The following is a 22552-nucleotide window of genomic DNA, read 5'->3' on the forward strand; positions in this document are numbered from 1 at the left end:
ACCACCCTCCCGGCCCTCGGGGAGACCGGGTGGCCGACGACGTCCCCTCGCCCGCACCACCGGGCCGGGGCGGGCGACCGGCAACCCGCGTCCGCCCGTGAGCCCGACGGCACGGAAGCGCTGGACCGCGCTGACCGGGCGCCCAGCGACTGGTATCCGATCTCCCCCAACCCGGTGGTCGCCGAGTCGCTCCTGGACCGGCTGATCAACACCAGCCACCAAGTGATCATGAACGGGCCCAGCCCGGCCCAACAAACGACCCCGAGGAGGCGGCACCGACAAGACAAGCAAGCCCTCGATCAAGTAGACATGGACGAGGTCAGGACCTGAGGAATTACGGGCTCTGGCGCTGATCTTGTGACGCGGGCTGTAGGGCCTGTCCCGTGATCATGTGACGGGACAGTCGGTCCCCAGGGGCGGGGGTCGGCACGAGGCCGGAGAAGCTGCGAACGTGCGCGGATGTTAGCTTCGCTTCCCGTGATGGAGCATCAGGACGAAACCCGAGTGGCCTACGACGGGGTCGTCGAGCTGCATGCGTCGATGTCCGCTAATCGGTTGGAGACGCAGCCGTTCTCGCGGAACATGATCGGTACCTTCGCCGAGCTGGTGCGCGGGACGGGGAACCCGTGGGCAGCCGACGTCGGGTGCGGGCCTGGACATCTGACGGCCATGCTGCACGACCTGGGGCTGGACGCCTTCGGGCTCGACCTCTCCCCGGGCATGGTCGACCACGCCCGGCGGGCCCATCCGGCGCTGCGGTTCGACGAGGCGCGGATGGAGGCCTGCCGGTCGAGGAAAGCGCGCTCGGCTCCATGCGGTGCAGTCTGCATTGACGGCCCAACCCTCGCCAACAGGGCGAACGTTGCCTGACGCGGGCCCAGTAGCGCTTGGTCAGGTTGGTGCGCGGGTGGGTATGCCGCGGTGGCAGGCGGGGCAGGCGCCGGTCCAGGTTGCGAGGAGTGTCTGCAGCTCGCGGACGACCTGGTACAGGCTCAGGCCGGCGCCGTGTCTTTTGGGGCATGGGCCAGTCGCTGCAGGGTGCAGAAGGCGTGCGCGACGGAGACGAGGGTGACGTGGTGGTGCCAGCCGCCCCAGGTGCGGCCTTCGAAGTGGGCCAGGCCCAGGGCCTGCTTCATCTCCCGGTAGTCGTGCTCGATCCGCCAGCGGAGCTTGGCCAGGCGGACCAGTGTGGTCAGCGCGGTGTCCTCGGGCAGGTCGGACAGCCAGAACTGGACCGGCTCGCTCTCGCCTGCGGGCCACTCGGCCAGCAGCCAGCACTCGGGCAGTTCCGGGCCGTCGGCGGCTTGGCGGATCTCGCGTCCGGCGGGCCGGACCCGTAAGGCCACGAAGCGGGAGTACATCCGCTTGACCCCGCAGCGGCCGGTGCCCGGCCGGGATCCCTCCCGCCACTGCACCGGCCGTGCGGCCTTCCTGCCCGCCGCGATGACCAGATCTTTCACCGGCCGGGCAGGGTCGGGGTACTTCGCCACCGGCGGTCGTCCATGGCCCGAGTACGGCTCGCATACCGGGACTGCGTCGGCGGGCTGTGCCGACATGGTGGTGGAGATCCCCACCACGTAATTCAGGCCGCGGGCCTGCAGCCCGTGCCGGAAGGCCGCGCAGTCGCCGTATCCGGCGTCCGCGACGGCCGGCGGCACATCGATCCCCCAGGAGCGGGTCTCATCGAGCATGTCCAGGGCCAGCTGCCACTTCTCGACATGACCGACGTCGTCGGGGATGCCGCACCGCTCGCGGCGGGCCACCTTGCCGGGGTCGGCTTTCGGTGAGGTGGGGTCCCAGGTCTGAGGCAGGAACAGCCGCCAGTTGACCGCCGTCGAGGCGTGGTCCGAGGCCAAGTGCAGTGAGACACCCACCTGGCAGTTGGTGACCTTGCCCGCGGTGCCGGTGTACTGCCGCGACACGCACGCCGAGGCCGTCCCGTCCTTCAGGAAGCCGGTATTGTCGAAGACCACGGCCTTCGGCCTGATCGCCACCTCCATCCGCCAGGCCAGCTGGGCCCGGATATGCGCCGGGTCCCAGGGACTGGTAGTGATGAAATTGGCCAGGGCCTGACGGTTGCCGTCAGCCCCGAGCCGGGCGGCCCCCCGCGGGCAGGTGCGGACCCTGGACGTCGACCAGGACCTCATCGACGGCGCGAACAAAAACCTTGCCCAGGCCAGTGCCACCAACGTCACCGCCGTACTGGCTGACGGAGCCTCTGGCCTTCCCGAGCACGCGCCCTACGACAGGATTCAGTTCACGGTCGGCGCGGGCGACATCCCCGTCAAGCTCCTCGACCAGCTCGCCCCCGGCGGACGCCTGGTCCTCCCGATGCGGATCCGCGGCAGCATCAGCCGCAGCTTCGCCTTCGAACGCGGCGGCGACACCTGGAAGACCGTCTCCTGCGAGATGTGTACCTTCGTGCCCCTGCGCAAGGGCGTCTGCGTCGACATCTACACCCGCGTCCCCATGGAAGGCGAGGGCAACGTCGACCTGGAGACCTTCAGCGAACAGCAGGTCAACCGCGACGCAATCCGCACCGCCATGAACCAGGAACCCGCAAGGGCTCGCCCTTGGAGTGGATGTACCTGTACCTGGCGTACGTCCTGCCCAACGGCTTGTCGCGTCTGCCGGGCCAGCGCCCCGGATACACGCCCTCGTTCGGCTGGGGCGCGATGGCCGCGCTGCAAGACGACAGCCTGGCGTACCTCACCGTCCGGAAAGGCGAGGACGACAAGGGCTGGTTCCGGGAGATCGGCGTCATCGGCCACGGCTCCCGGGCCGCCGACCTCGTCGACCACGTCGCCTCCGAGATCCGCGCCTGGGATCAGGGCTGGGGCAACACCGCCCCCGAGCCCACCTTCCGCATGGCCACCGCAGACGTCCGCGACAAGCTCACCCCCACCGAGCCGCGCTTCGTCATCGACAAGGCGTACAGTCGTCTCGTCCTCGACTGGCCGCGCAAGGACTGAACCGGTGATCCCCGCGATATCCAGGCGCATTCCACTGGTTCGCCGTCCCAAGGCGCCAGCACTCCCACTGGACGAAGTCCGCGTTCTGATGAGCAGCAGGCGCAGCTCGTCCCCGTCCTACTGCTGCTGGCTTCCCCTATCCGCACGTTGCGGAAGATCCTGCTGGCGCATCCGTGCCGCCCGCCCGTAAAGGGGCTCCGTCGTGACCACAGCGTCCACCCAGGCCGCGACCTACTGGGAGCGGCTCTGGTCTCAAGGCCGCCGCTACCGGCGGCTCGACGACACCGAGAACCGGCTGCTGGAAGACCGCCTCGGCCTCGGTCGCGACCGCCCCGCCCTCGACATAGGCTGCGGCGATGGCTCGCTCGCCAGGCGCCTCGCCGAACTCGGCTACCGCACGACCGGCATCGACTGCTCCCCCAGCGCCGTCGCGCTCGCCGCCGCTCAGGACATCGGGTCCGGTCGCGATCCGGTCTGGCGGTGCATGGACATTGCCACCGATGACCTCAGGGCCCTGCCGGAGGCGGCGTACGCGGTCATCACCTGCCGCCTCGTCTACCGGTGGATCGGCGACAAGGCGGCCTTCCTCGACCGCGTCCGCCGCCTCCTCGCTCCGGGCGGGACGTTCTGGGTGGTCAGCGAGATCGCCGGGCGCCGCGCAGCCACCGACCCCTTGCAGGGCCTCGGCATCACCCCAGCCCAGGCCGAGATCCTCACTGCAAGCTGGTCCGTCGCCCACACCGCCGACCTCGATGTCCTGCGCTGCTACGCCCTGCGCCCCTGACCCGCGCCCCTTGATCTGATGGAGCACCCGGTGACCATCGAGAAGGGCACCGTTGAGACCTGGAACACCTACGGTAACCACCAACTCGCCAGAAGACTCGAGTTGCCCGAGCTGTCCCAGTGGGACTGGGGCCTACCGGAAACCGGCCCCGGCATCGAGGCTTTCGGCGACGTGACTGGGTTGCGCGTCCTCGACCTCGGCAGCGGCCTCGGCCGACACGCCGCATGGCTGGCCGCCCTGGGCGCCGAGGCCACTGCCGTCGATGCCTCCCCCGCCCAGCACCAGCGCGCCCTCACGCGCTACCCGAACACCCCCGGCCTGCGCCTGGTATGCGCTGACGCCGTGGACCAACGCGATGCCGAGCCGTACGACCTGATCTACTCCGTCTGCTCCATGCCGTACCTGGATCCCGACCGACTCCTGCCTGCCCTGGCCAAGGGACTTGCGTCGTCGCGTGGACGACTGTTCTTCTCCGCACTCCACACAAACTCCCACGGCATTGGTCCGTCGTCCGAAGTGACCCCGCGCCCCGAGATCCTGGCTGCCCGGCACAACTGAAGACCACCCTGTGGCCATGTGGGTGCTCACACCTCGGCTATGGACAAGCCTCCTGGCCCAGCACGGCCTCACCATCGACTCGGTCACGACGATCGATTCACCAAGGCCGGACATCCACGTCTCCTACCGGCTGTACGCAGCCCGCCGCCCGTAAGCGTGTCGAGACGTTCCGCAGCACACCGGAGCGCGGCCGACGGGGTCTTTCCCCGCGCGGGCATTCCTTGACTTCGTCAATGAGACTCCGTAGAGTGCGCGAAGATGATCTTCCCGCGCTGCGGGAGTAGACGGTGATGCTCACCTACGATGGTGACTGCATTTCGGATATGAAGACATTGCGTGAGCAATGTGCCCTGTTCGGCAATGTGGCTTCGACAGCGACCACTTGGCGAACCCTAGACGCCGTCGGCGACGGGTGTTGGCCCGGATCCGCGCCGTCGTCGGGAGACATGCCGCGTCAGCCGGTGCCGCACCCACTCGGGCGGTCCTATGCCATACTTGACCTTGACTGGCGGGTTGCAGCTATTTTACAAGGAACGCGGCGCAGGGGACCCACTCTTGTTTCTCGCCGGTACCGATGGCGACCTCCTCCATCATGACGCCGTTTCCCCGTTCAGGACCCAGCTCGCTGAAACTTTTCGCTTGCTGACCTATGACGAGCGAGGCCTGGGCTCCTCGGATGCACCCGACGTCGCGTACACGATGGCCGACTACGCAGATGACGCCCGTGGTGTGTTGGATGTCATCGGCTGGGACCGGCCTTTCGTCGTCGGCTATTCCTTTGGCGGCATGGTAGCCCAGGAACTTGCTCTGCGACATCCCGAGCGCGTCCGCAAACTTGTCTTGCTGAATACATCGAGCGGTGGGGCGGGCGGCGCTTCCTACCCGGTTCATCAGCTCGCGGGTCTGGGTCGAGACGAGCTGCACAGGCGCAGGTGCGAGTTGTGGGACACGCGGCACGACCGGACTTGGCAACTGCTGCATCCGGAGCAAATGCAGGCTTGGGGCGACGAGTGGGACGCGTTGGCCGTGGTCGGCGCCCAAGACCACCGGCGCATCGGGCAAGCGCGCCAGCTCGGCGCCAGGAAGGCGCATGACACCTTTGATCGCTTGCCGGCTCTGACGATGCCGGTGATACTGGTCACCGGCCAATACGACGGCATCGCTCCGCCAGAACGGCAGTTCGCCATGGCCTCGCAGCTAGCACACTGCGAGATCGGGATCTTCCAGGGCGGTCACCGGGTGCTGTGGGAGGATTCCACAGCCGCCCAGGCGATCACCGACTTCCTGAGTCGGGATCTCCAGGTGTGGCCTGCGGTGGGTCTGACACAAAAATAGAGTGGACGATTCAGGTCAGTCCTTCTGGTCCCTGTCGGCGAACGCCTTGCCGATCCTGCTGGCCAAATGTGTGGTTATGCGGCGAGTGTGAGGTCGAGTCGGGCGAGGTGGCTGGTGCGTGTGTGGTCGAGGGGTTGGCCGCTCCACCAGGCGTCGAGGCGGATCAGGTTGAGGGCGACTGCGGAATAGACGTGCTCAAGATGGGTCTTCCCGAGCCCGCGATAGCGGGTCCGGCGGTTGCCGGTGACCGCGGTGGCTTGTCGGATGGTCCCTTCGACGCCTGCCCGCAGGGCGTACTTCGCCTGCCACGTCTGGTCCTGCTGGCGGTGTGGTTCGCATCGATGAGTTCTTGCAGCGGCTGTGGCCGCAGGGTGAGCTGGCGGCCCCAGCGGGTGGCGTTGGTGCATTCGGCTCTGGCCGGGCAGGGGCCGCAGTCAGCCTGGTCGAAGCGGACCACGATCACGTCGCGGTCCTTCTGCCTGGCCGGGCTCCAGAACCGGCTGGCAGCGCCCTGGGGGCAGGTGGCCTGGCGGGCGTCCCAGTCGATGGTGAAGGCTTCGCGCTGGTAGCCGGCTTTCTCGCGCTGCCGGCGGGAGGTACCGCCCTGCGCTGCTGATGGTGTCCCGCCGAGTGGTGTAGCAGCGATCTCCGCATAGCCCCTGGTCATGAGGCGGCCATCGCGCAACTCTCCGAGTAGCGAAGCTCGTTGAGAGAGGTGACACGATGGCCTTGTCCCAGCATGACTTACTCCGGCTGATGGAGTCACTGCGTACGGCGGACGGAATCGAGTTGATCAGGGTCCTGGCCCAGCGGATCCTGCAGGAACTCATCGAGGCCGAGGCCACCGCCCACATCGGCGCGGAGCCCGGCGAGCACGCCGACACCCGTACGACCTGGCGCAACGGTCACCGCGACAAAGTACTGACCACGCAGGCCGGGGACCTGGACCTGGCGATCCCCAAGGTCCGCACCGGCACCTTCTTCCCCAGCCTGCTCGAACGCCGCCGCCGCATCGACCAGGCCCTCTACGCCGTCATCGTCGAGGCATACGTCCACGGAGTGTCCACCCGCAGCGTCGACGACCTGGTCAGGGCGCTGGGTGCTGACAGCGGCATCTCCAAGAGCGAGGTGTCCCGGCTCTGCGCCGGGCTGGACGCCGAACTCACCGCCTTCCGCACCCGGCCGCTGGATCACACCCGTTTCCCCTACATCTACCTGGACGCGACGTACTGCAAGGCCCGCGTGAACCATCAGATCGTGTCCCAGGCCGTAGTCATCGCCACCGGCATCACCGAGGACGGCGGACGCGAAGTGCTGGGCCTGATGGTCGGCGACAACGAGATTGAGGCGTTCTGGAGCGAGTTCCTGCGCTCCCTGCGCGAGCGCGGTCTGTCCGGGGTCCGCCTGGTCATCGCCGACCACCACAGCGGTCTGGTCAAGGCCGTCCGCCCAGCACGGCCCGGGCGGCGGCCTCGCCAAAGATGCCGCGTTCACTTCCCGCGCAACGTCTTCGCGGTGATCCCGAAGGACTCCGCGGAAATGGTGGCCGCGACCATCCGCACGATCTTCGCCCAGCCCGACGCCGCAGCCGTCCGGGCCCAGCTCGACACCGTCGCCGACATGCTCGGCCGCCAGTTCCCCAAGGTCAGGTCCATGCTCCTGGAAGCGAAGGAGGACCTGACCGCGTTCGCGGACTTCCCTGATCGGCACTGGAAGAAGATCCAGTCGACCAATCCGCTGGAGCGGATCAACCGCGAGATCAAACGCCGGACCGACGTCGTGCAGATCTTCCCCAACCCCGACGCACTCGAACGCCTCACCACCGCCGTGCTCATCGAGATGCACGACGAGTGGATCGCCTTCCCCCGCCGCTACCTCCCCGAAGGCAGCATGGACAAGATCTACCCCAACAACGACCAGATCGGTCCGGCTACACCACCACAGGGGACATGACCCAGCGGTGTGACTAGCGCGACTCCGAATGTGTTCAGGGAGTCGACGACGAGTTCGGCGCTCGCGTAGCCGGAGTCCAGGTAGTGCTCGGCGGGCAGCAGGTCCCGGCCATCGAGGGCCTGATGGACGGGCTCGACCAGTTTCACGTCGGGCACGGTCGCGTCCGTGGTCGCGACATGCGTGATCACATTCGGGACGGGAGGGCGTGCCCGTCGGCCGGGTCGCGGAGCCTCGTCGTCGGGCCGGGGCAGTTGGCAGACCTCGCTGATGTGCAGCTTGTACCCGGTCCAGTGCAGATCGTCCTTGACTCCGTAGCGGGCGTCGAGATCGTACGGCGAGGTCAGGCGCACTCTGCCGGGCGGGAGACCGTCCGTGTCCGCCTCCCGCCGCCTGACCACCTCCCGCCCAGTACCGTCGGCGACCTCACCATCACCACACCGGAAACGGCCGACACGCAGGTTCCCCCCGAAGCTGAACAGCAAGATCCACCCCGCCCCGCCGCAGAGCCCCGTGCCGCGTAAGTTCCTGGCATTGGGTGAGAATCCCCTCGGCTACTCGGAGGGGACGCCTCAGTCCAGGGCGTCACCGTCGACGGCCGCCAGGACGCGGCCGATCGTGGTCCGCGAGGGAGAACGACGCCACCGCAGCGGATGCCGTCGGACACCGACGGCCGTCAGCACGGTGTCCGAGGCCTGCTGGGCCCACTCGGCGATCTCGTCGACGCTCCTCGCTCCCGGCACCGCCGCACAGGCACAGACGAGGAGGATCGCGGTCAGCGAGTACCAGCGGCCCTGCCTCGCACGCGGGCCGGGCGCCAACTCCAGGAAAGGCCGCAGGTCGGCGACTTGGCCGAGATCCAGCGGACCCAGCCTCACCAACGCCGGCGGGATGAGAGAGGATGCAGCGGCAGGCACGGGCCACCTCATGATCGTTGAGCTTCGACACCCCAATGATCACGAAGTCCGTGCCTGCTCTGCTCTGCACCCCAACCGGTCACGGCCCAACCAACCGCCCACCCCCGGAACTCGCCCGAGCCCTGGCTTCACACGCGGAACACCATCCGACCGAGTAGCATGACGATGCCCCGGTTGTCCCGAGAGGGAAGGAAATGCCCTGATGGAGCCTGTCGGCAGAAGGCCTCTGCTCAAGGCTGGTTTGAGTGCAGCTGGATTGTCCATCCTGGCGGGGTGTGCGCAGAGCGGCAAGCCGGGCGAGGGTGGCGCATCACCGTCGGCCACGAACTATGTCCAGCCGGACGGACCCCAGGTTCAGAAAGTCGATCAGGCGCGCCACAGGAACGGGAAGTTCTACCGGTTTCCCATGATTGCCACCGTCGGGCCCGTGGACCTAGGAGGCGTCGTCGTGAACGCCTGGAGCTATGAAGGCAGAGTTCCGGGACGGGAAATGAGACTGCAGCGCGGCGACACCGTACGGGCCGACGTGTCTAATCGTCTGCCGGCACCCACCACCGTACATTGGCATGGCCTGGACATCAGAAACAACATGGACGGGGTCCCTTATGTGACGCAGGACCCAATCGAGATGGGGAAATCGTTTCTTTACGAGTATGTAGTGACCACGCCGGGAACCTACTACTACCATCCCCACGAAGGCCTTCAGTTCGACCATGGCCTGTACGGACCGCTGATCATCGAGGACCCGGACGAACCACAGTCGTACGATGAAGACTGGACCGTGGTACTCGACGACTGGATCGACGGTGTCGACGGTCTTACACCCGAGAGCGTGTACGCTCAATTGAAACGAGGCATGGCGACCAAGGGAGAACAGCAGGCCCTGGTGGAGGCTGTGACGCTTCCCTCGGATGCGAATAGCCGGCTTCTGGGGGGAGATCCCGGCGACTTGAACTACCCCTATTATCTGATTAACGGGAGAGTTCCGTCCGCACCGGTGGTGTTCACCTCCAAGCCTGGCCGGCGTGCCAGGATCCGACTCATCAATGCGGGCGCCGATACCGCTTTCCTCGTTGCCCTCGGCGGGCACAGGATGACGGTGACTCACACCGACGGAAGTCCCATCGAGCCGGTGGATGCAGACCGCATTCTCCTGGGTATGGGTGAACGGTACGACGTCCTCGTCACTCTGAAGGACGGAGTATTTCCACTCGTTGCCCTTGCGGAAGGAAAGGGAGCGTCAGCGTTCTCTCTCGTCAGAACCGGCGCGGGGGAGGCGCCCAAACCTTCAGCCCGCCCTGCCGAACTGGATGGAAAACTCGTGGGAGGGGGAAACCTGTCCGACCTCAAATCGACGCCTGCCGTGAGACTTGACGATCAGAAGGCCGATCAGACCGTCCGGCTCTCCTTGACGGGCCAGATGGACCCGTATGTATGGGCACTGGACGGGAAGAAATACGATCCCCGGGTTCCCCTGGCCGGCCTGACGGAGGGTCGGCGCGTGAGTATCAGCTACACCAACAAGACCGGCATGTGGCATCCTATGCACTTCCATGGCCATTCATTCTTCGTCGGGGATCTCTCCGGCCCGCGCAAGGACACCGTGATCGTCCTCCCTGGCCAGACTGTCAATTGCTACTTCGACACCGACAACCCCGGCCGCTGGGTCACGCATTGCCACAATGCCTATCACGAGCAAGCCGGCATGATCGGAGTGCTTGCCTACCGCGTGTAGAAACGGCCGCCTCTCTTCTGAGAGGGCATTTGATCTAGGCGTATTGCCCTGTATGCCCTAGTAGGTTCCTCGCCAGGTTGGTGTGGTCTCGTCCGTTATGCGCTTGGTGAGGTTGTCGATGGAGGCGATGTGGATCATGGCCTCGGAGCTGGTGGCGAGGGTCTCGTAGTCGCGGGCGAGGCGGCGGTGCATCATGATCCAGCCGATACTCCGCTCCACTACCCAGCGTCTTTTCACGACGTGGAAGCCGCGCTTTTCTGGGTTGCGGTTGCTGAGGTTGAACTCGCGATAGCGGGCGGGTTGGTCATGGCGGTTCGATGAACAGGCCGGTCTCGGCGAGGCAGCCGTCAAGCAGGTGCGGGCGGTACTGGATCTTCTTCAGCTTGCGCTTCATGACGCGGACGAGGTGATCGAGGTTGGCGGCGGCGAAGTTCTCCAGCGACCGTTTGAGCAGCGACCACACTCCCTCGGCCGGGTTGAGGTCGGGAGCGTAGGAGGGCAGCTGGAACACCCTCAGCCACTCTTCGTTCTCCGCGATGAAGTCCGCGAGCTCGCCGGTCAGGTGGACATTCAGGTTGTCCCACACCCACACGATCGGGGTGCCGAGCTGGTGGTGCGCGAGCACGATCAGCTCGCGGTAGTCCCTCCAGGCGAAGCTCTTGCGCTCGCCCTTGCGTCCGCGCCAGACGTGCAGCCGGTAGAAGAAGTGCGGCCGGGCACCGGGCTTGAAGCACACGACGCCGGCCACCGAGGCCCGGCCCCGGTTGCTGCCGCGTACCCGCATCACCGGGGTCTGGCCGCGCGGCGCCCAGGTACGTCCCTTCGGCGACCTCAGCCCCTGGCCCGCTTCGTCCTCGAAGCAGATGTAGGCGCCCAGGTCCGCCGCGGCACTTTTACCCGCGGCCACACCTCGTCCTTCCATACCTCGACCGCCTCGTCGTCCCGCTCGATCGCCCGGTGAGCGGGCACCTGCGCGGACCATCCGTGCCGCCGCAGCAGTTTCCACACACCCTGCACGGTGTAGCCGACGTGGAACATCCGCCCGATCAGCGTCTTGATCCGCACCAGTGTCCAGCCCTGGCCCTCGTCCCAGCCGTGCGCCAGCGGTCCCCGTGCCAGCTCCCGCTCCAAACGCTCCCACTGCCGGGGCGAGAGCCGCTCCACCGACATCGGCCCCTTGGAGCGCAGGGCGTCCAGGCCGCCCTCGCGCCAGGACCGGCGCCACTTCTCTACCTGCCGCTTGCCGACCCGTAACCCGGCCGCGATCTCAGCGGTCTTCTCACCCCGCCCGAACCGCGCGCCTGCCTCCAACCGCACCCGTTCCCGGGCCTGTTGCCCCTTCGGCGTCAGCCCGCCTCCCTGCGCGTACCTCATGAACCCGGCATACCGCAGGGATCACGAACTGTCACGACCAGCCGTCATCGCGAGTTCAACCTCAGTACTGGACAGCACCCCGGTATTCGGCTGCGAACGTCTTGACGATGTCGTAGTCGTCAAGGTTCTGAATGGCCGACCGGTGCCACGGCTTGCCGTGTTTCCGGTAGCGGGTGCGTTTTGCCGCGATCACATCGAGGGGAACACGCAGCCCGATCTTTCCGTTCACGGCGCGCTGGCCACGGACAATCTTGCTGTTACTTCCCTGGGTTATGATCTCGTAGCCGAGGTATCGGGCGGCCCGGGTACGGGCGTGGGTGATCAGAGTTTTCTCCGGCGAGAGTTCCAGGTTGAGTTGGTCACGCAGGAACGTCGACAGCTGATCCTTGATAGCTTCGGCTTCGGCTTTCGGTCCGATGAATCCCAGGAGGTGATCGTCGGCATAGCGTGAATAGCGCAGTCGGCGATAGCCGGGGTCCTGTGGGTCACCGACAGAGAGACGGCGAAGTTCCTGCCGCCATTGTGGGTCTTCGAATTTAGTGGGGGGTGCGGCGGTGACGGGCGCGCTCGCCGGTCACGCTGTGTGAGGTGGTTGGGGTGCGGGCGCCCTGGACGCAAGGAGCCCGCGGGCCTTCGTGATCATGGTTGTTGTCTAGGCAACCGATCATGAAACCCCACGGGCTTGAACAGCGACGATACCGGCATCAACGAAGCGGCAACGCGACTTCTGGGGCTGGAGGGGGTGAGTGTGACGCAGGTCAAGGACGACGGGGCGGGCGGTTCGACGGTGTACGTGGTCACGAGCGAGGACTCCGCCCGGGCCTGCCCCTCGTGCGGGGTCTTCGCCACCCGGCTGAAGGACTACCGCACCACCCGGCCCCGGCACCTGCCCTGCGGTGGACGCCCTGTGAGTATCCGGTGGCGCAAGGCACGCTGGTACTGCGCCGAGCCCGCGTGCGAGCGCGGCTCGTTCACCGAGGCGATCCACGCGGTGCCCGCCGGGATGCGCACCACCACCGCCCTGCGCCGGGCGGCGGGGGCCGCGGTCTGCGACGGATCCCGCACCGTCGTGCAGGCCGGCCGCGACCTGTCCTTGAGCTGGCCCATCGTGCAGCGATGCTTCGAGGACTACGCCGCGACGGTCCTGCCCGAGACGCCGCCCGCGACCGAGGCGGTCGGGATCGACGAGACCCGGCGGGGCAAGCCGGTCTGGGCCCAGAACCCGGCCACGCAGAAGTGGGAACTGGTCGCGGACGCCTGGCACATCGGCTTCGTCGACGTGATCGGCGGGCAAGGACTGTTCGGGCAGGTCGAAGGCCGCAACGCCACCTCGGTCGCCGACTGGCTCAGCTCCCAGCCCGCATCCTGGCGGGCACAGGTGCGCTACGTCGCCATCGACCTGTGTTCCACCTTCCGCGCCGCCGTCCACCGTGCCCTGCCGCACGCGACCGTGGTCGTCGACTGCTTCCACATCGTGCAACTCGCCCAGCGCCACCTCGCCGACCTGCGCCGACGCCTCACCTGGCGGCAGCACGGCCGCCGGGCCCGCAAGGGCGACGGCATCTACACCGTCCGCAAACTCCTGCGCCGCAACAAAGAAGACCTCACCGAAGACCAACGCCTCCTCCTGAAGACCGAGTTGGAGTACATGGGCACCTACGGCCGGCAGATCCACGCGGCCTGGCAGGCCAAGGAACTCCTGCGCGACCTCCTCGGCCTGGCCGTCAGCCGCACCCACCACGCCCCCGACCGCTCCGCGATCTCCGCCGCCCGCCACCGCTTCTTCACCCACGTCGCCGACCACGCCCACCTGCACGAACTCCTCACCCTCGCCGAGACCATCGAGCAGTGGTGGGACGGCATCGAGACCTACCTGACCACCGGCATCACCAACGCCGCCTCCGAAGGCAACAACCGCCTCATCAAGCTCGAAGCGCGTAACGCCTTCGGCTTCCGCAACCGCGCCAACCAGCGCCTACGCTCACGCTGTGCGACCACCCGCCGGAGCCGACGGCAGGCGCACCCCCACTAAATTCGAAGACCCAGCAAACCGATGGCCACCAGGTTGACCAGTCTCATCACCGCCATGGTGACATCTACGAATTCCCAGACCACGTCGAGGGCCAGGATCGAACCGATCCCGACCGCCGCGAGTGTGCTCAGTCGGAAGGAAGTCCGTGCGACCTTCCCCGCGTGGAAGAGCGACAGGTTCACCTCCGCGTAGGAGTAGCTACCGACGATCGAGGAGTAGGCGAACACCGTCACCAGCAGGGTCGTCAGCCATGTCGCGACAGTACCGAACTGGGTCGCGTCCCGCGAGGTGGTGCAAGCGATCACACGCTCCGCCCTCCGGTACCTGGCTCGCGACGATCTCCCCCGTCAGCGCATCACGCGAAAGTACCCGGTCAGACGCCGGGAGTGCCCCAGCCGGTCGAAGCGCCCGGCGTGACCTGCGAGTTCCGGTCCGTTGATCGGCTGCACCACCCGGCGGGACGCCATCCCGAACTGGGATGCGATGGCGGCCTGTGTGAGTGCCGCCCCCGTGAACGTGCTGTCTTGACCCGGCACGTACATCCATCTCCTGCCCGCCCACCACGCCTGTCACCCCACCCTTTCAACCTCAGCATCACGAATTCAAGTTCAGTAGCGGTTTCGCCGTCACTCACCATTGGTCGGTGTGGGCGTTCTCTGGCAAAAATTCCGGTTCATGGCGACCACAGCCAATTGGCTGCTTGCAGTGAAAATACTTGATTCGAATATTTAGCGTAAGCCCCGCTAAGCGCGTTGCGACATTCGAGGCGACCCCCCTGGGTGATTATTCGGTCACGGGCCCATGTGCGGGATGCGTATGACGGAACGTGTCCCGCGGCAGAGAAGCGGTTGAAGTTGCTTGCCTTCTACAGGACTGAGCCCTCGACCGGTTCACCTCGGGCCTCGGCGGTACGCCGTTGGATACTACCTTTCCGGACGTTGCCGAGGGCACCCGGCTCGCCTTCACACCGACGGGCTACTAATCGAGGATCGCGCGTGGGACCGGCATCACGATCAAGCTGTCTCCTGGCGCTGTCCCAGGCCAGCCTCACGTCTGAGGAAACCTGCCGTTAGGTGCCCGACAAGCTGCGACTCGCCCGAGGGACGACGAGCTCTCTTCACTCGGTTTGGTTCCCAGCCGATTTGGGTGTGGCTGCTCCGTGACCAAAACCTGACCTGCGGGGTGGGGGACGGCAACGGCACTTCGATCACCTGCGGTACGCAACCACGACGGGCGGGGGAGGCCAGGGCTGTTGCCCATCGCCCAGATGTCCGAACGCTGAGGGAACCAGGTAGCTCCCCGGGGGCAAGACCTTGGACCTTTAGGGTGGAACAGCCGCTCGCCTGCCGAGGCGCCGCTTGGACGCGGACGGCGAAGCGCCGCTCGACTCGTTCGACATCGGCAGCGAAGCCCGACGCCGGGCACGGTTTTGGGGCCCTGCAGCCGGGGCTGCTCTGGAGAGCTGCGGCTCGTGCTCGGACTCGACTAAATCGCCGAGTTGCGCAGTGTGATGAGCCGGGTTCAATGAGAGACGACCGCATGGGGTTCGGATCCCCTGCAGGCGCAGACGCTGGATTCCCATCTATACCCGGCCCTGAATCCCCTGTGCGGATAAGTCCATCGCATAACGCCGCGTTTGGAACGAGATCCGGAGTCCTGCATGGCGATGAACCTCGATAGTTCCTTGAAATTCCCGAACATCACACAAATTCCGGACTGGGCACTCTGGGCTGTCATATTGGCCGCCGCGATCCTTGTTGCGTCCGCGGGGACGGCCCTCATGAGGGGAATCCATCCGAGGATGATGAATGAGCCTCATCTGCGGGAGACTGTGGAGTTCATCCTCAACGGCTGCTTTGTACTCTTCGGGCTCCTCATGGCGCTAATTACGGTGGTTGCCTACGACCAATATTCGGCCGCATTGTCCACGACCCAGCAGGAAGCTGCAGAACTCATCTCCATACATGGAATATCTGAGAGTCTGCCAGAACCCGCTTCTGCGGATGTGGCAGATAGTGTCGAGGTGTACGTGAAATGCGTCATAGATGTCGAGTGGCCGGCCATGGTCGAGGGTAAGAGCGTTTTGTATCCATGCTCACCACAAGCGCGAGAAATCGGGCGCGCCATCGGCGGATACGAGCCGACAACGGGGCGGGGATCGAATATCCAGCAAGACCTTTTCGCGTCTTATGGAGATTTCCTGTCGAGTCGAAGAGAGCGCATTTTCTACTCCCAACGTACCCTACCTGGGCCCCTCTGGTTCGTCCTGGGGCTTGGGGTCATCATCATGACCTCACTCATCTGGTTCATGCCCATAAAATCCCGAATATTTCACGGGATAATTTCAGGAATAATATCCTTGAGCCTGGCCAGCATTGTCGCGGTCATTGTTATCCTGACCACCCCGTTCCAGGGGAGCTTCCATGTATCGGTCTACCCGTTCCAAGAAATTCAAGCCATCATGGAAAAACCGTAGAACTCAACACCGTTGCGTTAGCGCCGTGAGCGGCTGTTGAGGCCATGGGCGAAGAACGCGACGGTGGTGTGGACGGTGTAGTTCTGGGCCTTCTGGGGGTGCTGTCCGGCGTTCGGTCCGTACTTGCTGGTGGGGTTCTTGCGGGTGCGGGCCTTCACTCGTTGCCGTCGGTGGGCGGGCAGGAGGTCGCTCAGGGCGGCGTGGCCGATCGTGCCGACCAGGTCGATGGGGGTGCCGGGGAAGATTCCATGGCCGGCGGTGACGGTGTCGGTTGCGGCGGCCAGCAGGACGGTGAAACTGATCCGTTCCCTGGGTACTTCCGGCCGCCTGGTCAGGGCGTCGTCGCCGGCGCGGATCAGAGCCTGGTAGGCGGTGAGCAGGGCGTAGACCTCCTGGTCGAGGCCGTCGGTGCTGCGGGAGCGCAGGACACGGCCGTCGAGCATCGTGGCCTTGACCCTGAACAGTCAGCGGAATTCGATGATCTGACGGCCCGGTAGCAGAAAAGGTGCCCTGAACTGCGAGGATGCGACTGTCGAGGAAGCATCGGGTGCAGGAGTCAGGACACCTTTCTGGTGAGCGAGCGTACAGGGTGGGACCGGGGCCTGGTCGTGAGGGCTGACGGGAAAGGTTTGGTCGGGCATGCCGGGGTGGTGTTGCTGCGGCGCCTTGCGGACCGGTCGGGGCTGACCGGGGCCCTGTCCGGGGTGTTCCCGACCGGCGGTCCGGGCTGGCGGGACCGGGCAGTGGTCCTCGTCCACCTGGCGATATCGATCGCGCTCGGCGCCCGCAGTGTGGCCGAGGCCGGACAGCTCGCCTGGCACCATGAGCGGGTGATGGGCCCGGGCGTCTCGGACTCCACGGTGCACCGCACCCTGAACCTGTGTGACGCCGACCGGATCGCGGCGATCAACCGGGCCCGGGCGCGGATCCGCCGTACGGTGTGGTCGTGGCTGGCGCTGCGGCCCGGCGGATTTCCCTGGCTGACCATCGCCGGGAAACGCCTGCACCACTGGGTGATCGTCGATATGGACGCAACGATCATCACGGCCGCCTCGAAGAAAGAGGGCGCGGCGGCGACCTGGAAGAAGAGCTTCGGGTTTCATCCTCTGGCCGCGTGGTGCGCGAACACCGGCGAGTGTCTGGCGATGCTGCTGCGGAGCGGCAACGCGGGCTCGAACACGGTCGCCGACCACAAGGCGGTGCTCGCCGATGCGCTCGCCCAGATCCCGGGCTCCTCGCGCGCGAAGATCCTCGTGCGGGTCGACGGGGCCGGCGCGACCCACGGCCTGCACGAACATCTCCTCGGCTTGAACACGCGTCGGCGCACGGTCCGCTTCACCACCGGCTGGACCATCACCGAGGCCGACGAGCAGGCCATCGCGAAACTGCCCGAGGCAGCGTGGGAGGCATCCCTCAACCAGGACGGCAGCGTCCAGGAGGGCTACTTCGTCGCCGAGTTGAGCGGACTGAACGGACACGAGGGCTGGAGCCGGGGCCTGCGGCTGATCGTCCGCCGGGTCAGACCCTCCAGCCGCCACCTGGCGAACCTGACCGACTTCGAGAAGAAGACCGGCTGGAAGTACTCGGTCATCGCCACGAACATCAACAAGATGACCCGGGTCGTCGGCTCCCACCAGATCCAGTGGCTGGACGCCGTGCACCGCCACCATGCCGTGGTCGAAGACCGCGTGCGCACGAACAAGGCCATGGGCTTGCACAACCTGCCCTCGAAATCCTGGCAGAACAACACGAGTTGGATGCTGACCGCGAACCTCGCGGCCGACCTCGACGCCTGGCTCCGTCTCCTGGCCCTCCACGACCAGGACGGCCTCGCCGACGCCGAACCCGACACCATGCGCTTTCGGATCTACCACCTGCCCGCCCGCCTCGCCCACCACGCCCGCCGCCGGCACCTCCGCCTCCCTGCCGACTGGCCCTGGGCCAGGGCATTCGCCACGGCCTGGCGGCGTCTGACCGAGCTCTCCGCCGTCACCTGACGCGCGGACCCCGCCCCGACGAAGACCAGGAAGGAGAGACCGGCACCACCACCGGGACCGTGGAACCCGGCGCAGCCGCAGCGACACGCGACGGCCCCACCCGCCAATACGCGGGACAAACAGGGCGAGCCGAAGACGCTACCCGGCAGCGATCACCGCTGACAGATCGAGGTTGATCGAAAAATACGTGGTTTCCGCCTGCCACCTGCGGTGATAGAGCTCAACGAGCTCGGCGGACGGATAACGGACGGGGTCCAGCAGATTGGTAATCAGCCGCCACTGCTCGGTGCGGACGGTGCCATCGGCCAGGGTGACGGTGAGGGTCGCCTCGATTATGCGCACCGGCAGGACGCCGTAGCCGATGCGGGCGATATAGGAGCCGTCGCCCAGGTGCTCGGCGGGGGTGGGGACGCGGCGGGCCCCGGAGCGCACCAGGAACCGGGCCCCGCTCTGATGGACGGCATCAAGGAACTCGTTGCCATCGAAGGCCGTGTCGGCGAGTAGGAGCATTGTCTCGTCCAGGGAGGTCAGAAGCCGCTTGGCGTAGTGGAGTTCGCCCTGGGACTCCGGTCCAAAGGCGGCGGCTATGAGCGCGCGGGTGCCGCACTCGACCAGGGTCAGCAGCCGCAGGAGCGGATAGCCGAACTCCAGACCCTCCCCGGCCCGTTTGGGGTAGTGCCAGGTGAGCGTCTCGTCGTCGGGGGTGTGCAGCAGGGTCCCGTCGACGGCCACCGTGCGCAGGCCCCGCCAGAAGGACCCCTCCTGCCCGGGGCGGGCGACGGGCCCGGCAAGCGTCTCGAACAGACGCCGCAGAGGTGCGGCCCCCACCCTGCGCCTGGCCCGCGTCAGCGAGGAGACCGCAGGACGCACCAGGGCCAGCGGGGTCAGGGCGGCAGTCAGTTGGGACCACACCGTGCGGTACGAGCGGTGTTCGAACAGCGCGAGAGCGAGCACGAAGTACACCACCACCCGAGAAGGCAGCAGCCGCAGGCGCTTCTCGCGCCGGCCGGTCTCCTCCAGCACCGCGTCCACCAGCGCGAAGTCCACGACCTGGGTCAACTCCCCCAGATGACCCGGCGCGAACACACCCCGGGCTGTCTCGATCGTGGACGTGATGACAGACTTCTCCTGCAACGGGACCCCTGACCTTGATCGACTCTCTTCGCCGATCGTTGATCTATCAGGTGGTCCCGTTGCGCTGTTCAGCAGGACTTGACTTACAACTCAAAGACCAAACGCAACGGTGTTGCCGTAGAACTCGTAACACGATCTTGCTTCGTCTTCGGCTTTTCCCGACCGCGTCCACGTGGTCTGCTGGGCAGGGCCTTGATCAAGTTCCTTAATTAAGGATCCGAGCTGTTGGAGATACGCCCAGGTTCGGGAGTGCTCACCCTGGTTCGTCGCGGATGGCTCGGGTGGTCTTGGCGAGGTGCTGTCACCTTGACCGGTGGGTGAGATGATCTTCGTGTTGGTCGTGGTGGGGAGGGGCCTGTCGTGGAGATCACGTCGCCGTCGCACAAGGGCCACCGCTACCCGGCGGAGACACGATCCCGACCGCCTGCCGGACCTCGCCGACGTCCTCGACGTGCTGCCTGATCCGCGCCGTCGACAGGGCCGCCGTCGCCAGCGCGGCCCGATCCTCGCGCTGTGCACGATCGCCGTACTCGCCGGCGCCACCACCCTCGCCGCCGTCGCGCGGCATGCCGCCTACCTGCCCGACGAGGTCCGTCACCGCCTGGGACTGCGGGCTGCACCACGGGCGACCACGCTCGGCCGGCTCCTGGCACGTCTGGACGGCGACGCAGTGGACGCGGCGGTGGGAGCACAGCTCGCGACACACTGCAGCCGCCCCAGCCGGCACGAAGGACTGCGTGCGGTCGCCGTCGACGGCAAGAGCCTGCGCGGCTCGCGCACCGCGGCGGCCAGGGCGGTGCACCTGCTGTCAGCCGCCACCCCACGGCGAACGCGCGACGCTGAACCATCGGCAGGTCGCCGGGAAGAAGGGCGAGATCAGCGAGTTCGAACCGCTTCTCGCATCGCTCGACCTTGCCGGCCGCACCGTCACGTTCGACGCCCGGCACACCCGGCACGCGCACGCGCAGTTCCTCGTCGGGGAGAAGAAAGCCCCCTACACCGCGATCGTGAATGACAACCATCCCAAGCTGCACGACTTCCTCAAGTCGCTGTCCTGGAACCAGGTCCCCCTCGGCCACACCACCCGGGAGAAGGGACACGGTCGTGGGTCTATCAGGAATTAGGTGTGATTCGTCTGTTTGGCCTATGAGAGGGCGATAAGAGCCAACTAGCCCTGGTTTGCGTGGCCAGTCGGAGAGCCCGCAGGCGGACTTACCGGACAGAACCCCCTCCAGAGAGGCGGGGAGTCAGCGGTCGAAGCCCGCCGATGAGGCCCTCCGCGTGGAATCCGCGGCAGGCAGCCCGCCACCGGGTGGAGCGGATCAGCATCAAACGTGGGGAACTGGCTCTTATCGCCCTCTGAGTTGTTCGGTGGGCTGTTCGGACTACACCCGTCCGGCGGTAAGGCGGCCGTCGAAGAGGACGTCGAACTCGTTGAGGGCGGACTTCCAGCGGTTGTTCCAGCGCTGGCGGCCGCGGCCGGTGGGGTCGAGGGCGAGGGTGGCCAGGTAGAGGCGCTTGAGGGCGGCCTGCTCGTTGGGGAAGTGCCCGCAGGCCTGGGCCGCGCGCCGGTAGCGGGCGTTGAGGGACTCGATGGCGTTGGTGGTGTAGACGACTTGGCGGATGGCGTCGGGCAGGCCGAGGAAGGGCACGAATTCGCTCCAGGCCCGCTGCCAGGAGTCGGCGAGTCGTTGCCGGGCTTCTTCCTCGTTGACGGCGGTGTAGACGGGCTTGAGGTCGCGGGCGACCTCGGCCCAGTCGCGGCGGGAGGCGTAGCGCAGGCTGGCGCGGATGAGATGGACGACGCAGGTCTGCACGACGGTCTGGGGCCAGACGGTGCTGACCGCGTCAGGCAGGGCACTCAGCCCGTCGCAGACCAGCATGAGAACGTCGCTCACGCCCAAGGCCGCGGAGTTAAGCGCCGGGGCCGTCCGTCAAGAGGGTGATCTCGCTGTATGCGGCGGATGTGGCAACGGGACCTCTGGTAGGTGAGGGATCGACCAAGATCTACTCGCCGAAGAGGTCCCGTTGACCAGCCAGTGTGCCACCACCGTGCCCGAATCCCATGGACGTGAAGAAGAACTCCTTCTCGCGCCGGGCCACTTGGGAGACCTGACTCGGTATCTTCCCGTTGAACTCGTCGATGCGGTCCTGGAGGAGAGCCGGGTCCTTGAGCGTCGGCGGCGTCTCCTTCCGTCACGCGTCGGGGTGTACTTCATCCTGGCCCTGTCCCTGTTCCCCGCGCTGGGCTATCTCCGGGTATGGGACAAGCTGACGGCCGGACTCGCGAGGCGGAACGCAAGCCGGCCGAGCGAGAAGGCCCTTCGTTGTCTGCGACGGCGCCTGGGGCCGGCTCCGCTGAAGGCACTGTTCGACGTGGTCGCCGGCCCCATCGCGCAGCCCACCACCCCAGGCACCTGCTACCGACGCTGGCGAACCGTCGCCTTCGACGGCTGCAGTGCCATCAAAGTCCCCGACTGCGAACGGAACCGGGCCTGGCTGGGCAAAGTCCAGGCCCGACTCGGCTGGGCCGGATACCCCATGATGCGCCTGATGACACTGTGCGAGACCGGCACCCGCGGGCTCCTCGGGGCCGAGTTCGGGCCGACGAATGAGTACGAGGCCGCGTACGCCCGCCGACTGCTGCGGTTGGTGAACGCCACCATGCTCGTCCTCGCCGACCGCGGCTTCGACGCGGACGACTTCCTGTCCGACACGGCGGCCACCGGCGCGCAGTTCGTCATCCGGATCACCGCCCGACGTCGCCCGGCCATCTTGGCGGTGCTACCCGACGGCTCGTACTTGACACGGATGGGCACGCTCAAGCCGCGGGTCATCGACTCGACGATCACCATGAGCACTGCGACCGGAGAGACGCTCTGTGAGCAGTACCGCATCGCCACCACGCTGCTGGATCACCGCCGCGATCCGGCCGAAACCCTGGTCGGGCTCTATCACGAACGGTGGGGTGCGACACGAAGTCGCACGAGATTGAGTGAACTACCTGATCGGAGGATCGACTTGATGTCGACAGCGTAGTTCCGGGCCAGTGCTCAAGGCCCGTCCCCACTTCGACATGCGTCGCCGGTAACGGCGGGGTGTGGAGCTCGAAGGAGAAGCCCAAGGGCCCCCGTGCCATCCGGGGATTACAGGCAAGGGGAAGACCGGACGGGTGAACGCAAGTGAACCCCTGATGATGCTTCGTGATCGTGGGCCCCGCCGATGGACTGCTCCAGCGGGGTGCAGGACTGGTCGCTGAGAAGCGGCAGGCGCCGGCTGAAGACCCAA

The 22552-nt window shown here is 66.5% G+C and carries 21 protein-coding genes and 7 pseudogenes; 15 read left to right on the forward strand and 13 right to left on the reverse strand.

Going from position 1 to position 22552, the window contains the following annotated elements:
* Positions 1–477: 477 nt before the first annotated feature.
* Positions 478–815: pseudogene (locus V1460_RS16900) on the forward strand (class I SAM-dependent methyltransferase); the annotation flags it as partial.
* A gap of 177 nt (positions 816–992) precedes the next feature.
* Here the strand turns inward: V1460_RS16900 and V1460_RS16905 are convergent.
* Positions 993–2147 carry an IS701 family transposase gene (locus tag V1460_RS16905; RefSeq protein ID WP_338674524.1) on the reverse strand — a complete coding sequence of 385 codons (1155 nt, stop codon included), beginning with the start codon at positions 2145–2147 and terminating at the stop codon, positions 993–995.
* On the opposite strand from V1460_RS16905, the pseudogene V1460_RS16910 reads away from it, so the two are divergent.
* The 6 genes and pseudogenes from V1460_RS16910 to V1460_RS16935 form a co-directional block, all read left to right on the forward strand.
* Positions 2116–2376 (forward strand): annotated as a pseudogene (locus V1460_RS16910) (methyltransferase, FxLD system); the annotation flags it as partial. The gene V1460_RS16905 and the pseudogene V1460_RS16910 sit on opposite strands and share 32 nt — an antisense overlap.
* 197 nt (positions 2377–2573) lie before the next feature.
* Positions 2574–2972 carry a hypothetical protein gene (locus V1460_RS16915; protein ID WP_338678397.1) on the forward strand — a complete coding sequence of 133 codons (399 nt, stop codon included), beginning with the start codon at positions 2574–2576 and terminating at the stop codon, positions 2970–2972.
* A gap of 202 nt (positions 2973–3174) precedes the next feature.
* Positions 3175–3756: a class I SAM-dependent methyltransferase gene (locus tag V1460_RS16920; protein WP_338674525.1), complete on the forward strand. Its 582-nt coding sequence runs from the start codon at positions 3175–3177 to the stop codon at positions 3754–3756.
* A 30-nt stretch (positions 3757–3786) separates the two neighbouring features.
* A complete protein-coding gene (locus tag V1460_RS16925) occupies positions 3787–4314 on the forward strand; it encodes a class I SAM-dependent methyltransferase (RefSeq protein ID WP_338674526.1) in 528 nt (175 codons plus the stop codon).
* 16 nt (positions 4315–4330) lie between these two features.
* Positions 4331–4468 carry a hypothetical protein gene (locus tag V1460_RS16930; protein ID WP_338674527.1) on the forward strand — a complete coding sequence of 46 codons (138 nt, stop codon included), beginning with the start codon at positions 4331–4333 and terminating at the stop codon, positions 4466–4468.
* A gap of 332 nt (positions 4469–4800) precedes the next feature.
* Entirely contained in the window at positions 4801–5649 is an 849-nt protein-coding gene (locus V1460_RS16935) for an alpha/beta hydrolase (RefSeq protein WP_338674528.1), read from the forward strand.
* 74 nt (positions 5650–5723) lie between these two features.
* Here V1460_RS16935 and V1460_RS36365 read toward each other — a convergent pair.
* Positions 5724–6316, reverse strand: a pseudogene (locus tag V1460_RS36365) (transposase).
* A 56-nt stretch (positions 6317–6372) separates the two neighbouring features.
* Between V1460_RS36365 and V1460_RS16950 the strand changes: the two are divergent.
* Positions 6373–7602 carry an IS256 family transposase gene (locus tag V1460_RS16950; protein ID WP_338674530.1) on the forward strand — a complete coding sequence of 410 codons (1230 nt, stop codon included), beginning with the start codon at positions 6373–6375 and terminating at the stop codon, positions 7600–7602.
* Here the strand turns inward: V1460_RS16950 and V1460_RS16955 are convergent.
* Positions 7551–8000, reverse strand: coding sequence for a hypothetical protein (locus V1460_RS16955; RefSeq protein ID WP_338674531.1), 450 nt, complete (start codon positions 7998–8000; stop codon positions 7551–7553). The genes V1460_RS16950 and V1460_RS16955 overlap by 52 nt on opposite strands.
* Positions 8001–8171: 171 nt before the next feature.
* Positions 8172–8516, reverse strand: a complete 345-nt coding sequence (locus V1460_RS16960; protein WP_338674532.1) for a transposase family protein — start codon at positions 8514–8516, stop codon at positions 8172–8174.
* A 202-nt stretch (positions 8517–8718) separates the two neighbouring features.
* Between V1460_RS16960 and V1460_RS16965 the strand changes: the two genes are divergently transcribed.
* Positions 8719–10251, forward strand: a complete 1533-nt coding sequence (locus V1460_RS16965) for a multicopper oxidase family protein (RefSeq protein ID WP_338674533.1) — start codon at positions 8719–8721, stop codon at positions 10249–10251.
* Between the two features lie 57 nt (positions 10252–10308).
* Here the strand turns inward: V1460_RS16965 and V1460_RS16970 are convergent.
* The 4 genes and pseudogenes from V1460_RS16970 to V1460_RS16985 form a co-directional block, all read right to left on the reverse strand.
* Positions 10309–10521 (reverse strand): annotated as a pseudogene (locus V1460_RS16970) (transposase); the annotation flags it as partial.
* A 34-nt stretch (positions 10522–10555) separates the two neighbouring features.
* Positions 10556–11173 (reverse strand): transposase, encoded by a 618-nt coding sequence (locus V1460_RS16975; RefSeq protein ID WP_338674534.1) that lies wholly within the window; start codon positions 11171–11173, stop codon positions 10556–10558.
* Positions 11083–11625, reverse strand: a complete 543-nt coding sequence (locus tag V1460_RS16980) for a winged helix-turn-helix domain-containing protein (protein WP_338671432.1) — start codon at positions 11623–11625, stop codon at positions 11083–11085. The genes V1460_RS16975 and V1460_RS16980 overlap by 91 nt, the downstream gene beginning before the upstream one ends.
* 61 nt (positions 11626–11686) lie before the next feature.
* On the reverse strand, positions 11687–12085 hold the full coding sequence (locus V1460_RS16985) for a hypothetical protein (protein ID WP_338678076.1): 399 nt from the start codon (positions 12083–12085) through the stop codon (positions 11687–11689).
* A 222-nt stretch (positions 12086–12307) separates the two neighbouring features.
* Here V1460_RS16985 and V1460_RS16990 point away from each other — a divergent pair, with 222 nt between their 5' ends.
* Positions 12308–13657: an ISL3 family transposase gene (locus tag V1460_RS16990; RefSeq protein WP_338671528.1), complete on the forward strand. Its 1350-nt coding sequence runs from the start codon at positions 12308–12310 to the stop codon at positions 13655–13657.
* Here the strand turns inward: V1460_RS16990 and V1460_RS16995 are convergent.
* On the reverse strand, positions 13654–13962 hold the full coding sequence (locus V1460_RS16995) for an alanine:cation symporter family protein (RefSeq protein WP_338674535.1): 309 nt from the start codon (positions 13960–13962) through the stop codon (positions 13654–13656). The genes V1460_RS16990 and V1460_RS16995 overlap by 4 nt on opposite strands.
* A gap of 42 nt (positions 13963–14004) precedes the next feature.
* Complete coding sequence (locus tag V1460_RS17000; RefSeq protein ID WP_338674536.1) at positions 14005–14193, reverse strand: hypothetical protein; 189 nt, start codon at positions 14191–14193, stop codon at positions 14005–14007.
* Positions 14194–15317: 1124 nt separating this feature from the next.
* On the opposite strand from V1460_RS17000, the gene V1460_RS17005 reads away from it, so the two are divergent.
* Positions 15318–16133, forward strand: coding sequence for a hypothetical protein (locus tag V1460_RS17005; protein ID WP_338674537.1), 816 nt, complete (start codon positions 15318–15320; stop codon positions 16131–16133).
* A gap of 17 nt (positions 16134–16150) precedes the next feature.
* On the opposite strand, the gene V1460_RS17010 is transcribed toward V1460_RS17005, so the two are convergent.
* Positions 16151–16576: a hypothetical protein gene (locus V1460_RS17010; protein ID WP_338674538.1), complete on the reverse strand. Its 426-nt coding sequence runs from the start codon at positions 16574–16576 to the stop codon at positions 16151–16153.
* Positions 16577–16705: 129 nt separating this feature from the next.
* On the opposite strand from V1460_RS17010, the gene V1460_RS17015 reads away from it, so the two are divergent.
* On the forward strand, positions 16706–18130 hold the full coding sequence (locus V1460_RS17015; protein ID WP_338674539.1) for an IS1380 family transposase: 1425 nt from the start codon (positions 16706–16708) through the stop codon (positions 18128–18130).
* Between the two features lie 138 nt (positions 18131–18268).
* On the opposite strand, the gene V1460_RS17020 is transcribed toward V1460_RS17015, so the two are convergent.
* Entirely contained in the window at positions 18269–19264 is a 996-nt protein-coding gene (locus V1460_RS17020) for an IS4 family transposase (RefSeq protein ID WP_338674540.1), read from the reverse strand.
* A 322-nt stretch (positions 19265–19586) separates the two neighbouring features.
* On the opposite strand from V1460_RS17020, the pseudogene V1460_RS36370 reads away from it, so the two are divergent.
* Both V1460_RS36370 and V1460_RS17030 read left to right on the forward strand, forming a co-directional pair.
* Positions 19587–19889 (forward strand): annotated as a pseudogene (locus V1460_RS36370) (hypothetical protein); the annotation flags it as partial.
* Between the two features lie 112 nt (positions 19890–20001).
* The gene (locus V1460_RS17030; RefSeq protein ID WP_338674542.1) at positions 20002–20388 is read left to right on the forward strand and encodes a hypothetical protein; all 387 of its coding nucleotides are present in this window, start codon (positions 20002–20004) and stop codon (positions 20386–20388) included.
* Positions 20389–20649: 261 nt separating this feature from the next.
* Here the strand turns inward: V1460_RS17030 and V1460_RS17035 are convergent.
* Positions 20650–21165 (reverse strand): annotated as a pseudogene (locus V1460_RS17035) (transposase); the annotation flags it as partial.
* Positions 21166–21292: 127 nt separating this feature from the next.
* On the opposite strand from V1460_RS17035, the pseudogene V1460_RS17040 reads away from it, so the two are divergent.
* Positions 21293–22231, forward strand: a pseudogene (locus tag V1460_RS17040) (transposase domain-containing protein); the annotation flags it as partial.
* Positions 22232–22552 lie beyond the last annotated feature (321 nt).

Origin of the sequence: Streptomyces sp. SCSIO 30461 (assembly GCF_037023745.1) — a bacterium.
Lineage (GTDB): Bacteria > Actinomycetota > Actinomycetes > Streptomycetales > Streptomycetaceae > Streptomyces.